The 14,247-nt window shown below is 71.0% G+C and carries 12 protein-coding genes; 6 read left to right on the forward strand and 6 right to left on the reverse strand.

The annotated features are described in order from the left end of the window. Positions 1 to 48: 48 nt before the first annotated feature. On the forward strand, positions 49 to 1,533 hold the full coding sequence (locus tag L0P92_RS37750) for a cytochrome P450 (protein WP_234767594.1): 1,485 nt from the start codon (positions 49 to 51) through the stop codon (positions 1,531 to 1,533). An 18-nt stretch (positions 1,534 to 1,551) separates the two neighbouring features. Here the strand turns inward: L0P92_RS37750 and L0P92_RS37755 are convergent, their stop codons facing one another. The 5 genes from L0P92_RS37755 to L0P92_RS37775 all read right to left on the reverse strand — a co-directional run bounded on the left by L0P92_RS37755 (position 1,552) and on the right by L0P92_RS37775 (position 6,374). Further along, positions 1,552 to 2,493: an RluA family pseudouridine synthase gene (locus L0P92_RS37755; RefSeq protein WP_234767595.1), complete on the reverse strand. Its 942-nt coding sequence runs from the start codon at positions 2,491 to 2,493 to the stop codon at positions 1,552 to 1,554. 53 nt (positions 2,494 to 2,546) lie between these two features. Next, the gene (locus tag L0P92_RS37760; protein WP_234767597.1) at positions 2,547 to 3,557 is read right to left on the reverse strand and encodes a terpene synthase family protein; all 1,011 of its coding nucleotides are present in this window, start codon (positions 3,555 to 3,557) and stop codon (positions 2,547 to 2,549) included. A 210-nt stretch (positions 3,558 to 3,767) separates the two neighbouring features. Then, positions 3,768 to 3,983, reverse strand: coding sequence for a DUF6192 family protein (locus tag L0P92_RS37765; protein ID WP_234767598.1), 216 nt, complete (start codon positions 3,981 to 3,983; stop codon positions 3,768 to 3,770). Between the two features lie 406 nt (positions 3,984 to 4,389). Continuing rightward, positions 4,390 to 5,235: a siderophore-interacting protein gene (locus L0P92_RS37770; RefSeq protein ID WP_234767599.1), complete on the reverse strand. Its 846-nt coding sequence runs from the start codon at positions 5,233 to 5,235 to the stop codon at positions 4,390 to 4,392. 209 nt (positions 5,236 to 5,444) lie between these two features. After that, on the reverse strand, positions 5,445 to 6,374 hold the full coding sequence (locus tag L0P92_RS37775; RefSeq protein ID WP_234767608.1) for a 5'-3' exonuclease: 930 nt from the start codon (positions 6,372 to 6,374) through the stop codon (positions 5,445 to 5,447). A gap of 190 nt (positions 6,375 to 6,564) precedes the next feature. Here L0P92_RS37775 and L0P92_RS37780 point away from each other — a divergent pair, with 190 nt between their 5' ends. The 4 genes from L0P92_RS37780 to L0P92_RS37795 all read left to right on the forward strand — a co-directional run bounded on the left by L0P92_RS37780 (position 6,565) and on the right by L0P92_RS37795 (position 12,036). Then, complete coding sequence (locus L0P92_RS37780) at positions 6,565 to 7,653, forward strand: quaternary amine ABC transporter ATP-binding protein (protein WP_234767600.1); 1,089 nt, start codon at positions 6,565 to 6,567, stop codon at positions 7,651 to 7,653. Continuing rightward, positions 7,646 to 10,270 (forward strand): ABC transporter permease/substrate binding protein, encoded by a 2,625-nt coding sequence (locus L0P92_RS37785; RefSeq protein WP_234767602.1) that lies wholly within the window; start codon positions 7,646 to 7,648, stop codon positions 10,268 to 10,270. Before L0P92_RS37780 ends, L0P92_RS37785 begins: the two co-directional genes overlap by 8 nt. Before the next feature lie 477 nt (positions 10,271 to 10,747). Next, positions 10,748 to 11,317 carry a helix-turn-helix domain-containing protein gene (locus L0P92_RS37790; protein ID WP_234767603.1) on the forward strand — a complete coding sequence of 190 codons (570 nt, stop codon included), beginning with the start codon at positions 10,748 to 10,750 and terminating at the stop codon, positions 11,315 to 11,317. After that, a complete protein-coding gene (locus tag L0P92_RS37795; RefSeq protein ID WP_234767604.1) occupies positions 11,317 to 12,036 on the forward strand; it encodes a helical backbone metal receptor in 720 nt (239 codons plus the stop codon). The genes L0P92_RS37790 and L0P92_RS37795 overlap by 1 nt, the downstream gene beginning before the upstream one ends. Here the strand turns inward: L0P92_RS37795 and L0P92_RS37800 are convergent. Next, entirely contained in the window at positions 11,948 to 13,072 is a 1,125-nt protein-coding gene (locus L0P92_RS37800; protein ID WP_234767605.1) for a TDT family transporter, read from the reverse strand. The genes L0P92_RS37795 and L0P92_RS37800 overlap by 89 nt on opposite strands. 70 nt (positions 13,073 to 13,142) lie before the next feature. Here L0P92_RS37800 and L0P92_RS37805 point away from each other — a divergent pair, with 70 nt between their 5' ends. Further along, positions 13,143 to 14,066: a LysR family transcriptional regulator gene (locus L0P92_RS37805; RefSeq protein WP_234767606.1), complete on the forward strand. Its 924-nt coding sequence runs from the start codon at positions 13,143 to 13,145 to the stop codon at positions 14,064 to 14,066. Positions 14,067 to 14,247: the final 181 nt, after the last annotated feature.

Raw genomic sequence — 14,247 nt, forward strand, 5'->3', positions numbered from 1 at the left:
CTCCCACCCTCCGTACACCGGATTCACCTCAGCTTCGGAGCGACCATCGTGACGCCTGAATCCCTCTTCCCGACCGGTACGGACGACCCCACGGCCGTCCCGCCCCCCGGCTGCCCCGCGCACGGCATCGGCCCCGGCGGACTGCGCCGGCTGTACGGCCCCGACGCGGAGGACCTGGGAGCCGTGTACGAAAAACTCCGCGCCGAGCACGGCCCGGTGGCCCCCGCCCTGCTGCACGAGGACGTGCCGGTCTGGGTGGTGCTCGGCCACACCGAGAACATGCACATGGTGCGCACCCCCTCGCAGTACAGCCGTGACACCCGGCTGTGGATCCCCCTGCAGGACGGCACGGTCAAGCCGGACCACCCGCTCATGCCGCATCTCGCCTGGCAGCCCCTGTGCTGCCACGCCGAGGGCGACGAGCACCTGAGGCTGCGCGGCGCGGTCATCGGCGCCATGTCGACGATCGACCACCGCGGTGTCCGCCGGCACATCAACCGCGCGACCCAGTACCTCGTCAACCAGTTCTGCGAGCAGGGCGAGGCCGAGCTGGTCAGCCAGTTCGCCGAGCGCCTGCCGATGATGGTGATGTGCGAGATCCTCGGCATGCCCGAGGAGTACAACGACCGCATCGTGCAGGCCGCCCGCGACCTGCCCAAGGGCACCGAGACCGCCATCGCGAGCAACGAGTACATCATGGGCGTCCTGATGCGGCTCACCGCCCAACGCCGGGCCGCCCCCAAGGACGACTTCACCAGCCATCTCATCAACCACCCGGCGCGGCTCACCGACGAGGAGGTCAGCCAACACCTGCGGCTCGTCCTGATCATCGCCTACGAGAGCACCGCCAACCTCCTCGCCAACGTGCTGCGCGTCGTGCTCACCGACCCCCGGTTCCGCGCGCAGCTCAGCGGCGGACAGATGACGGTGCCGCAGGCGGTGGAGCAGTCCCTGTGGGACGAGCCGCCGTTCAGCGCGATCATCGCCTACTTCGCCAAACGGGAGACCGAGCTGGGCGGTCAGCGCATCGCCCAGGGCGACGGCCTGCTGCTGGGCATCGCGCCGGGCAACGTCGATCCGCGGGTCCGTCCCGACACCAAGGCCAACATGCAGGGCAACCGCTCGCACCTCGCCTTCAGCGGCGGTCCCCACGAGTGCCCGGGCCAGGACATCGGCCGTGCCATCGCCGACGTCGGCGTCGACGCGCTGCTGACCCGCCTGCCCGACGTGGAGCTCTCCTGCGACGAGGACGAGCTGCGCTGGCGGGAGACCATCTCCAACCGGCATCTGGTGGACCTGCCGGTGCACTTCGCGCCCAAGCCTCAGCAGGACGACGCGATGGGCCCCACGCACCCGCTGTCCGCGCAGCACATGGCCAACCGGTCGTTCAGCCCGCCCCAGCCGCAGCCGCCGGTCCAGCAGCCCGCCCCTGCGGCCGCCGTCCCGACGCCGCCGCAGCCCCCGGCGACCGAACCTTCCGGCCGGCCGAGGCTGTTGCGGCGTTTCCTGCGCTGGTGGCGCGGCGGCGAGTGAGCGGCCGCGGCGCCGGAGTCATCCGGCCCACTCGTCGTACGACGACCAGGCCCGCAACACCCGCGGGCTGACGAACCGGTGCTCGCGCCCCGTGATCGGATCGGTGAACTCCAGCGTCCGCGCCAGCAGTTGCAGCGGACGCCGGAAGTCACCGACCGCCACGGGGGCGGTCACCACCGGATAGAGCGGGTCGCCGAGGATCGGCACTCCCAAGGCGCTCATGTGCACCCGCAGTTGGTGCGTCTGCCCGGTACTCGGTGTCAGCCGGTACCGGGCACGCCCGTCCCGGTGCTCCAGCAGCTCGACCCGGCTCACGGCGTTCGGCTCGCCCGGGACCTCGCGGGCCGCCGGCACCCCGCGCTCCTTGACGATCCGGCTGCGCACGGTGCGCGGCAGAGCCAGCGTCGGGTCGTACGGGGCCACCGCCTCGTACTCCTTCGCCACGAGCCGGTCGCGGAACAGCGACTGGTACGCCCCGCGCTCCTGCGGCCGCACCGTGAACAGCACCAGCCCGGCCGTCAGCCGGTCGAGGCGGTGGGCGGCGCCCAGCGCCGGGATTCCCAGCTGCCGCCGCAGCCGCGCCAGGGCCGTCTCGGCGACATGGCTGCCGCGCGGCGTGGTGGCCAGGAAGTGCGGCTTGTCGGCCACCACCACATGCTCGTCCCGGTACACGACGTCGAGCGGGAACGGTACGCGCTCCTCGTCCGGCAGCTCCCGGTGGAACCACACGAACATCCCCGGCGCATACGTCGTGTCCCGGGTCACCGGACGCCCGGTGACGTCCACGATCCGTCCCTCGTCGAGCATGGTGTCGATCACCCCGGGCCCGGCCGCGAGCCGCGCCACGAGATGATCCCGCACGGTCGCCCACATGTCCCCGGCCGGCAACCGCAGCCGCACCGGATCCACCCCGTCGCGCTGCGGCAGGGGAGAGGGCGGGGGCGGGGTGCGGCGTCTCATCACGATCAAGCGTACGAGGTCGCACCGACAGCGGGGCGAGGCGCCGGGGACGGTCAGGATCCATGTATCTCCGACGAGCCGAGCCCCGGAGCGGGCGCCTGGTACCGCCGCGCGCTGTTCTGCCAGGCGTGGAAGCCGGAGAGGTGGTCGCGCAGCGCCTTCATGACGGCGGAGAGCTGCTCACGATCGTCGCCGCCCAGCTGTAACTGTTCGCAGAGCGCCGGGAGCTGAGTGCTCTCCAGGTGCTCGTACTCCGCCAGCCTGGCCGTGCGCAGCCGGGTGACCGCGGTCGCGGCCTCGTCGACCGAGATGTCCAGGAACCCGGCGAACACCAGGACGGAGTTGCACGTCTCGTCCTCGTGCTCGACCTCCCGGCGGTACGAACGGACGTCGTTGTGGAGTGCCTGGATGTCCGTCCAGGCGTCCATCAGCGCACGGAACTGCCGGGAGCGGCGCACGCGCACCGGCACCTCGGCGCCTGCCACGTGCTCGGCGAGGCAGACCCCGACGGGGCCGCCGTAGGAGGCGCGGCGGCGGACGAGGTACTCGGCCGGATCAGGGACCCGCCGGTCCCACATGCACTCCAGTTCCCAGACCTGCCCGTCGGCGTAGTCCATCTGGGCGTTGAACAGGTCGCGCCGCCAAGCCGCCGACCGGTGCGGTGTCAGCCGCAGCCACAGGTCGGCCAGGGACTTCTCGATGGGGTTCTCCGGCTTCGGCATCGTGCGGGCGGTGCCGTCCAGGGGCATGAACCGGGCGAGCCGGTCCACCATGGTCCGTGCGCCCTTGAGGTCGCGATCGGCCTTGAACGTCCGCACGAACAGCAGGTCGAGCGCGAACATCCACGCGTACACGTGGTACAGCAGGAACAGCTCGTCCCGTGGGGCTACGGGATAGCACCACGCGGCGCACTCGGGGAGCCGGATGGCCGACCACTCGTCAGGGTCGGCCGACAGGGGCAGCAGGTCCATGCCGTACGTCCACGCGTCGCCGTCGCGACGCAGCAGGTCGGCATTCGGATTCTCGTGCCACGTAGAGGGTGGATGGAGCGAGGATGTGCTCATCGTGCTGATCTCCCGTCGCGTGATCAAGACCTGGCATGAGCAGTCGTTCGCAGGCCTGTCGGCCGGGGCTGAACACGGAATCGAGGTTTCCGGGGACGAGTTCGAGCCGCCGACAGGCATGGCGGGGGGCCGGGATGAGGCGCGCCGACCGGGCGGGAGCAGAGCCTTTCATGTTGCCCTCCGGGTGACGGAGTCGACCGAAACCATGAACTACGCGCTGTGCTCCGTACGCTGCGACTGCGGCGTGGCTGACTTGTGTACGAAGGGGGCCCGCTGACTGAACCGGTCGAGCGGGACCTCGTCAACCGCGTGCCGGGGCGTGTCGTCGGCCGAGGCCTTCGAGACGACCGCCGAACGGCGCAGATAATCGGTGGTCACCACCGCCACGACCGCGGCGTCGGCGACGCGGTCGTGGATCTCGTCCACCTTCCAGTGCGCCTACCGGTTTAGTCAACTGTCCGAGGCTGGTTACAGCTGAACGCGGGTGACCGTTCCGGAACGGATACGTATCGTCGAACGATCGACCTCGGGACACCACCCCCACGGGCCCCGGATGCGACACCCTCATGCCGTCAACTCTCCCTGACAGCCCACCTCTTCGCACCATGCGTTGGTTTCCGGCCGTGGGAAAGGGTGTACATCCCGGCGCACGGAGCGGACTTCCAGGCCGCCGGTCGCGCGGTCTCACGCCCCCTGTGCCCGGTGCGCCGCTCGTACCAGGCGTCTTCGCGGCAGCCGAGGGGGCGCGTACGTCGCGGCATCCGGGCATGCAAAAAGGGGCGGCACCCTGAACGGTGTTCCAGGTGCCGCCCCTGCGCGTACCTACGCAGGGCTACGCGGCCGGCGCCGCGCCCTCCTGTTCGGCCTCGATCCGGGCGTTCCAGTCACGCTTGGAGGCCTGCCAGCCGTCCTCGTCGTGGCCGCGCCGCCAGTAGCCGGAGATCGACAGGTCCTCGCGGGCCACACCGCGCTCGACCCGCAGCAGCCGGCGCAGCTCCTTCACGAAGTGCGCCTCGCCGTGCACGAACGCGTGCACCCGGCCCTCGGGGAACTCCAGTGCCCGTACGGCCTCGACCAGCGCCTCGCCGACCGGGCGGGCGCCGCGGTGCAGCCAGACGACCTCGACATCGGAGTCGATCTTCTGCTCCTCCTCGGGCCCGGCGACCTCCACGAAGGCGTACGCCGGGACGCCGTCGGGCAGCGACTCCAGGGAGCGGGCGATGGCGGGCAGCGCGCTCTCGTCACCGACGAGCAGATGCCAGTCGGCGGCCGGGTCGGGGGCGTAGGCGCCGCCGGGGCCCATGAAGCGCACGGTCTCGCCGGGCCGGGCGCGCATCGCCCACGGACCGGCCAGGCCCTCGTCGCCGTGCAGGACGAAGTCCAGCGTCAGCTCACGGTGCTCGGGATCCCATGCCCGCACGGTGTAGGTCCGCGTCACCGGCCACTGCTCGCGCGGCAGCTCCTCGCGGATGCGCTCCAGATCGAAGGGCTCCGGATAGCTCACGCCGTCGGGGGAGAACAGCATTTTCACGTAGTGGTCCGTGCAGGTGTCCGCCGCGAAGTCGGCGAGTCCCTCGCCACCGAGCACCACACGCTGCATGTGCGGGGTCAGCCGTTCGGTCCGGACGACCTGCGCGGTGTGGGGCTTCCGCGGCTTGCGGGCAGGGCGTAGCGCCATCACTGGCCTCCCTCGTTCCAAGCTTAGGTTTACCTAAGTTAGCACCTCGTCCCGGAGATTGCCGCCATGACTCGTTCATGAAAGGGCGCATGTCGCGCACGCGGACGCACGCACGGTACGAATTCCCCGCGCCACGATCCCCATTCACCCGCCCCGGACGCCCTTCGCGCCCGTCACGCCCTTCGTGCCTTCTCTGCCCCTCGGCCCGTTCACGCCCCCAGCGTCACCAGCAGCCGCTGAAGCGACCCGCCGAGCCCCCAGCGCAGCGCCAGCTCGTCCAGCCCCGCCGGATCCCGGGGCGCCCGCGGCAGCGTCGTGTCCACGTCGGGCAGCGGAACATCGGCCGCGACCCGCACCACGGTCGGCGCGACGGCGACGTACGGCCGCGACTCGTCCAGCCGCTTGCGCTGCGAGGGCGTGAGCTTCGCCTTCGGGTCGTCGACCGCCGCCATGATCCCGGCCAGGTCGCCGAACTCGGCCAGCAGCTTCGCCGCCGTCTTCTCGCCGATGCCGGGCACCCCCGGCAGACCGTCGCTCGGGTCGCCGCGCAGCAGCGCCAGATCCGCGTACCCACGGCCGTCGACGCCGTACTTCTCGCGCAGCCACGCCTCGTCGGTGAGCTGGAGGGTGCCGACGCCCTTGAGCGGGTACAGCACGCGGACCTCGCGCGCGTCGTCGACCAGCTGGTACAGGTCCCGGTCGCCGGTGACGATGTCGACCGGGCCCTTCGCCCGCCCGGTGAAGGTGCCGATGACGTCGTCCGCCTCGTACCCCTCGACGCCCACCCGCGCGATGCCGAGGGCGTCCAGGACCGCCTCGATGACCGGCACCTGCGGCGACAGCGTGTCGGGCACCTCCTCCTCGTCCGGACCCACCTCGTGCTCCTCGGCGACGCGGTGCGCCTTGTAGGAGGGGATCAGGTCGACCCGCCACTGGGGTCGCCAGTCGGCGTCCATGCAGGCCACCAGCGCGTCCGGGCGGTGGTCCCTGACCAGGCGGTCGATGAAGTCGAGGAGCCCGCGCACGGCGTTCACCGGCGTGCCGTCCGGGGCCTTCACGGAGTCCGGGACGCCGAAGTAGGCGCGGAAGTAGAGCGAGGCGGTGTCGAGGAGCATCAGTCGTCCGGTCACGCCTCGCATCATGCCGTACGGCACTGACAGTGGCTCCCTGGTCAGCAGCGCGTTGCCACCCCGTGAGGTTTGTGTGGGCTGGACCACTTGTGCGTTTGTGTCCGGGCAACCAGGGCAGGCGCCGACCCGGAGTGACGCCCCCTGCGCAACTGTTGCGTCAGTCGCTCCCTTTCCTTTGCCGTCGAGACAAGAGGTACACGTGTCATCCAGGCTTGAGGCCGAGCACCTGTACAAGGTGTTCGGGAGACGACCGGACGAGGCCGTCGAACGGCTCCGCGAAGGAGCCGACCGGGAGGAGCTGCGCGCCGACGGCACCACCGCCGCCGTGATCGACGCCTCCTTCACCGTGGAACCAGGCCAGATCTTCGTCGTCATGGGCCTGTCCGGATCAGGCAAGTCCACCCTGCTGCGCATGCTCAACGGCCTCCTCGAGCCGACCGCGGGTCACGTCCGCTTCGACGGCCAGGACCTGACCGCGATCAGCGACCGGGAACTGCGCGAGGTCCGCGCGAACAAGATCAGCATGGTCTTCCAGCACTTCGCGCTCTTCCCGCACCGCAGCGTGCTGGAGAACGCCGCCTACGGTCTGGCCGTGCAGGGCGTGCCCCGCGCCGAGCGCGAGAAGCGCGCCGGCGAGGCGCTGGCCCTGTGCGGACTGGCCGGCTGGGAGAAGTCCTGGCCCGACGAGCTGTCCGGCGGCATGCAGCAGCGCGTGGGCCTCGCCCGCGCCCTCGCCACCGACGCCGACCTGCTCCTCATGGACGAGTCCTTCAGCGCGCTCGACCCGCTGATCCGCCGCGACATGCAGGACCAGCTGCTCCAGCTCCAGCAGACCCTGAAGAAGACGATCGTCTTCATCACCCACGACCTCAACGAGGCCATGCGCCTGGGCGACCGCATCGCGGTCATGCGGGACGGCCGTATCGTCCAGACCGGCTCGGCCGAGGACATCCTCCTGCGCCCGGCCAACGACTACGTCGCCTCCTTCATCCAGGACGTCGACCGCTCCCGGGTGCTCACCGCGGCGGCCGTCATGGACGAGGACACCGACGGCGACGAGATCGGCTGCGCCTGCGAGACCGCGACCACGGACACCCCGTTCACCGAGCTCTGCGCGATCAGCGCACGGCTGACGCACGCCGTCGCGGTCCTCGACGACAAGGGGAAACTCGTCGGCCGCGTCCCCAGACAACGCCTGATCGGCTTCCTCGGCGACCAGCAGGGCGAACCCGCGCCCTGCGACAACCCGCGCGGCACCCGCGACGGGAAGGTGATCGCCAATGCCTAGGCTCCACTTCGGCGACTGGATAGAAGACCTGGTGGGCTGGCTCCAGTCCCATCTGACCTGGCTGTTCGACCTGGTCAACACCGTGCTCGGCGGCATGTACGACGCTGTCGACACCGTCCTCGGCGGCGGTGAGCCGCTGCTCATGGCCGGCGTCCTCGCGGTGATCGCGTGCTGGCTGCGCGGCCTGCTGCCCGGTGCGCTGGCCTTCGTCGGCCTAGCCCTGATCGACTCGCTCGGCCTGTGGGACGACGCGATGGACACGCTCTCGCTCGTCCTCGTCGCCTCGGTCATCACCATCGTCCTCGCGGTACCGCTCGGCATCTGGGCCGCCCGCAGCGAACGGGTCAGCGCCCAGCTGCGGCCGGTGCTCGACGTCATGCAGACGATGCCGGCGTTCATCTACCTCATTCCCGGCGTCATGTTCTTCGGCGTCGGCACCACCCCCGGCCTCCTCGCGACGATCATCTTCGCCATGCCCCCGGGCGTACGCATGACCGAGCTGGGCATCCGGCAGGTCGACGGCGAGCTGATCGAGGCGGCCGAGGCGTTCGGCACCAGCCCGCGCAGCACCCTGGCCCGCGTCCAGCTGCCGCTCGCCCTGCCGACGATCATGGCCGGCGTCAACCAGGTCATCATGCTGGCCCTGTCGATGGTGGTCATCGGCGGCATGGCCGGCGCCGGCGGCCTCGGCGAGCAGGTCTACTCCGCGATCACCCAGCTCAAGGTCGGCCTGGCCGCCGAGAGCGGGGTCGCCGTGGTCATCCTCGCGATGTACCTGGACCGGATGACCGGAGCGCTGGGCCGGCGGGTCTCCCCGCTCGGCCGCCGGGCCGCGGCCAAGGCGGCCGTCGCCGCAGCGGGCCGCTTCCGGCTCGCGCACTACAAGCCGGGCGGCGCTGTCGCGGTCATCGGTGTCGTGATCCTCGCGCTCGTCGCGGGCGGCATGAACCTGGCAGGCTCCGGCAGCAGCAAGGAGGCCTCGGCCGGCACGAACGTCGGCCAGGGCAAGAAGATCAACATCGGTTACATCCCCTGGGACGAGGGCACCGCCACCACCTATCTGTGGAAGGAGCTGCTGGAGCAGCGCGGCTACGAGACCGACGTCAAGCAGCTCGACCCCGGCCCGCTCTACTCGGGCGTGGCCCGCGGCGACATCGACTTCCAGACCGACGCCTGGCTGCCGACCACGCACAAGGCGTACTGGGACAAGTACAGCGCCCAGCTCGACGACCTGGGCGCCTGGTACGGGCCCACGTCGTTGGAGCTGACGGTTCCGTCGTATGTGAAGGGTGTGGACTCGCTGGCCGATCTGAAGGGTCGGGGCAAGGAGTTCGGCGGGAAGATCATCGGTATCGAGGCGAGTGCCGGGATGATGGGCACGTTGAACAAGTCGGTGCTGAAGGCGTACGGGCTTGAGGGCGAGTACAAGGTGGTGTCGTCGAGTACGTCGTCGATGCTGGCGGAGCTGGACCGGTCGATCGAGAAGAAGGAGCCGGTCGTGGTGACCTTGTGGTCGCCGCACTGGGCGTACGGCAAGTACGACCTGAAGAAGCTCAAGGACCCCGAGGGTGCCTGGGGCGAGGGCGAACAGATCCACACCGTCGCGCACAAGGGCTTCGCCGAGAAGGACCCCACCGTCGCGAAGTGGCTGAAGGACTTCAAGCTCACCGAGCAGCAGCTGACCGGCCTGGAGAACGACATCCGCGCCGCCGGCGAAGGCCATGAGCAGGACGGTGTCCGCGCCTGGCTGAAGAAGAACCCCGGCCTGGTGAACAAGCTCGCCCCGGTCCCCGGCGCCGCGAAGGCCCAGGGCAAGGACGCGGGCAAGACCGTGAACATGGGCTACTTCCCCTGGGACGAGGCCATCGCCGCCACCTACCTCTGGCAGAACATCCTCGAGGACCGCGGCTACAAGCCGAACGTCAAGCAGCTCGACCCCGGCCCGCTCTACACCGCGCTCGCGCAGGGGCAGATGGACGTCCAGCTGGACGGCTGGCTGCCGACCACGCACAAGGAGTATGTCGACCGCTTCAAGGGCAAGTTGGACGACCTCGGCTCCTGGTACGGGCCGACGTCGCTGGAGCTGACGGTTCCCTCGTATGTGAAGGGTGTCGATTCGCTGGCCGATCTGAAGGGTCGGGGCAAGGAGTTCGGCGGGAAGATCATCGGTATCGAGGCGAGTGCCGGGATGATGGGGACGCTGAACAAGTCGGTGCTGAAGGCGTACGGGCTTGAGGGCGAGTACAAGGTGGTGTCCTCCAGCACGTCGTCGATGCTGGCGGAGCTGGACCGGTCGATCAAGAAGAAGGAGCCGGTCGTGGTGACCCTGTGGTCGCCGCACTGGGCGTACGGCAAGTACGACCTGAAGAAGCTCAAGGACCCCGAGGGCGCCTGGGGCAAGGGCGAACAGATCCACACGGTGGCCAAGAAGGGCTTCGGCCAGGAGTTCCCCGAACTCGGCGGCTGGCTCAAGAACTTCAAGCTGACCGAGGAGCAACTCGCCTCACTGGAGGTGGAGATCCAGAAGGGCGGCGCCGGGAACGAGAAGGAGTCGGCACGCCGTTGGATGGACGCCCACCCCGGGATCGAGGACGAGCTGGCGCCTGTGGCGGGATAGGCACGAGACGGAACGGCACCGGGTGCGGGACGCGCGATCACGTGCATCCCGCACCCGGTGCCGTTCGCGTTGCGCCGGCCAGGAACCGGACCGGACCCGTCCGCGCCTACGGGAAGGATCCGGCCAACCACAGAGCGCTACGCCACGCCCTCGACCCTCTCCGCCACTCCCTCCCCGACCAGGCGTTCCACCCGCGCCCACCAGGGAACACGGAAAGCCGCCGCAGCATTGAAATGAACACGGGATACTGGTGCTGATCGGGGGTCAGCGGTGGCGCGACGGCGGCCGACGCGTCTAGGAGCCGATCCGGCTGGCGCGAACCCATGGGTCGTACTCCCCCTGACGTGTCGTCGATGTGACGGGCGCATGAAACGGTTTGCCGAACATGCGTAGGGTGCAGAGAACTCAACAGAAGGTGTGCGCCGGGCGACGGGCGCGAGGACAGCGGACCGACGAGCGAAGGAGGGAGCCGGAGCGATGGGCGACCACAAAGAACAGCCACTTCGGGTGGGCGCGGCCGTGCGTCGGCGACGCCGTGCCCTGGACCTCACCCTCGCCGTCGTCTCCGAGCGCAGCGGCCTGTCGGTGCCCTTCCTGAGCCAGGTCGAGAACGACAGGGCGCGCCCCAGCAGGAGCTCCCTCGAAAAGGTCGCCGACGCGCTGCGTACGACCGCCGTCGAACTCCTCGCCGCCGCGGACCCGGCGTGCAGTGTCGACGTGGTCCGCGCCGAGACCACCGAGCTGGCGCCGGAACCACGGGCGCGGTCCCTGGTGCGGGGTCACCACCAGATGCATGCCTCGGAGTTCACCGGGGACCATGACGCGGGCCGTGAATTCCAGTACCGCAACGACCAGTTGATGTACGTCGCCGACGGCGCCGTGGAGATCGAGGCCGAGGGCCGCGCCTACCGCCTGGGCCGCGGCGACACCCTGTACCTCACCGGCGGGGTGCGCCACCGCTGGCGGGCGACGGTGCCGGACACGCGGGTGGTCGTGGTCGCGGTGGCCGAGCACATCGAGGCGGTCCGGGACCGGCCGGGGCGCTGATGCGCGTCGTGTCGCTGGTGCCGTCCCTGACGGAGGCCGTGGCCGTGTCGGCCCCCGGCATCCTGGTCGGCGCGACGGACTGGTGCGGTCACCCGGCCGACCTGGACGTCACCCGCGTCGGCGGCACGAAGAACCCCAAGGTCGACCGGATCATCGCCCTCGCCCCCGACCTGGTGGTCGCCAACGAGGAGGAGAACCGTGAGCCCGACCTCGCCGCCCTCCGCGCGGCCGGCGTCGAGGTCCTGGTCACCGAGGTGCGGAACGTACCGCAGGCCTTCCACGAACTCGCCCGCGTACTGGACGCCTGCGGGGCGACGCCCCGCCCGCGCTGGCTGGACGAGGCGGAGGAGACCTGGTCGTCGCTGCCGGTCCCGTCCCTCCGTACGACGGCCGTGGTCCCGATCTGGCGCCGCCCCTGGATGGTGCTGGGCCGCGACACCTTCGCGGGCGACGTCCTGCACCGCCTCGGCATCGACCACCTGCACGCGACCCATGAGGACCGCTACCCCCGGATCCCCCTGGACGACCTGCGGGCGACGGCCCCGGATGTCGTCGTCCTGCCCGACGAGCCCTACCGCTTCACCGCCGACGACGGCCCCGAGGCCTTCCCCGGCCTGCCCTGCGCCCTGGTCAGCGGACGGCACCTGACGTGGTACGGGCCGTCACTGGTCGAGGCGCCGACGGTGCTGGGCGCGGCGCTGCGAGCAGCGTGCCGTTGAGCAGGCCCTGGGCGGTGCGCGCGGCGGTGACGGTCCAGGCGGCGACGAGTACGCCGTACACGCCGACGGCGAGCCCCTCGTAGACGACCAGTCCGGTGTGCCGGGCCAGGGCCTCGGCGCCGGTGACGCAGGTGCCGACCGGGAAGGTGTACGCCCACCACGTCATCGAGAACCCCATGCCGTGCCGTCGGGCGCGCAGGACGTGGGCGGCGGCGAGGCCGGACCACAGGAGGGCGAAGCCCATGACGGGGACGCCGTAGAGGACGGCCAGGAGGCCGAAGCCGTCGCTGTACGGCGGCGGGAGCACGCCCGGCGCGACGTCCGCGAACATGCCGACGGCGGTGGTCGACTGACCGAGCGGGCCCAGCACCAGGAACAGGGTCGGAGTGAGGGCGAGGGGGAGCGGGCCGCCGGTGATCAGGCGGGCGAAGACCAGCGGCAGCATCAGCAGCGTGGCCAGGAGACTGAGCCCGAACATCGCGAAGCAGGCCAGGAGCAGCGTCTGCCGGGCCTGGCCGGGCGGCAGATGCGGCACCAGGAGCGGGCCGAGCGCGGCGGACACCATGGGCGCGACGAGCGGCAGCAGCCATACGGGCGTGGCCTGTGACGGCTCCGCGCGATGGCGTACGGCCATGAGGTACGGGACGGCGACGGCGGCCGCCAGCCCGACGGCCGTACCGGCGCTGAAGAGCAGGGCGTCGAGTACGACCGCCGCCTCCTCGCCGATCCAGTCCGCCCCGACGGTGATCGCGCCGCCGCCCACGGCCAGCAGGGCCATCGACAGACAGCCGTAGAAGGGCGCCGTGGCCGGGTCGAGGAGATGGGCGCGGGCCTGGTCGCGATGGTGGGTCCAGTGCAGGGCGCGGGCGGCGAGGAGGGTGAGCAGCAGGACCAGGGAGAGCGCCCAGACGACCGTGCAGACGGTACGCAGGCCGGGGAGCTGGACCGGCAGCCCGGCTCCGGCGGTGGCGACGGCGGCGGTGCCCATGACGGCGGCGTACCAGTTGGGTCCGAGATGACGGACTGCGGTGACCATGTGATGAGCGTCGTGGGGTCTGTCATCTCCCACCAGGGAGTTTGCCTCTATGGCGACATAAACTGGGCTTATGACTCAGTCGGCGGAGGGGCAGTTTCGCGCGGGATCCCTGGCACATCGGGTCCCGGATCTCGGCGCGCTGGAGCTGTTGCTGGCGGTGGCCCGGCTCGGCAGTCTCGGTGGGGCGGCGCGGGAGCTGGGGATCACCCAGCCGGCGGCGAGCAGCCGGATCCGGTCGATGGAACGCCAGTTGGGGGTGGCGCTGGTGGACCGGTCACCCAGGGGTTCCCGGCTCACGGACGCCGGGGCGCTGGTGACGGACTGGGCGCGGCGGGTCGTGGAGGCGGCGGAGGCGTTCGACGCCGGGGCGCAGGCGTTGCGGGACCGGCGTGACTCGCGGCTTCGGGTGGCCGCGAGCATGACGATCGCGGAGTATCTGCTGCCGGGGTGGCTGCTCGCGCTGCGCGCCCAGCGTCCCGACACGGCGGTGTCGCTGCTCGCCGGGAACTCGGCGGCGGTCGCGGAGCGGTTGCTGGCGGACGAGGCGGACCTGGGGTTCGTGGAGGGGGTGAGTGTTCCGACGGGGCTGGACTCCGTGGTGATCGCTCACGACAACCTGATCGTGGTGACGGCGCCGGGGCATGTCTGGGCGCGGCGGAGACGTCCGCTCGCGGGGGCGGAGCTGGCGGTGACCCCGTTGATCCTTCGGGAGAAGGGGTCGGGTACTCGGCAGGTGCTGGACGCGGCGTTGGGCGGGTTGGCGCGCCCGCTGATCGAGCTGTCGTCCACCACCGCGGTGAAGGCGGCCGCGGTGAGCGGGGCGGGGCCGGCGGTGCTCAGTGAGCTCGCCGTGGGGGAGGAGCTGTCGATGCGGCGACTGGTCAGCGTGCCCCTGGCCGACGTGTCCCTCGCGCGCGACCTCCGAGCGGTGTGGCCAACGGGCCACCGCCCGGTGGGCCCGGCCCGAGACCTCCTCTCCCTGACCCGCGCCTAGCCCAGGGCTCCGCCCCTTCGACCCCGGGGGTCGTTCTTCGGGTGCGGGCCGGTGGGGGCTGGTCGCGCAGTTCCCCGCGCCCCTGAGGTCTTTCAGCCCGTCCGGCGTTTGAGGACGAGGCCCGGAGGGCCGACAGCGGGGGTCTGGGGGCGGAGCCCCCAGGGATGGGACGGGTAGGGGC

It is taken from the genome of Streptomyces muensis, from assembly GCF_021474425.1.
In the GTDB taxonomy this organism is placed as follows: Bacteria; Actinomycetota; Actinomycetes; order Streptomycetales; family Streptomycetaceae; genus Streptomyces; species Streptomyces muensis.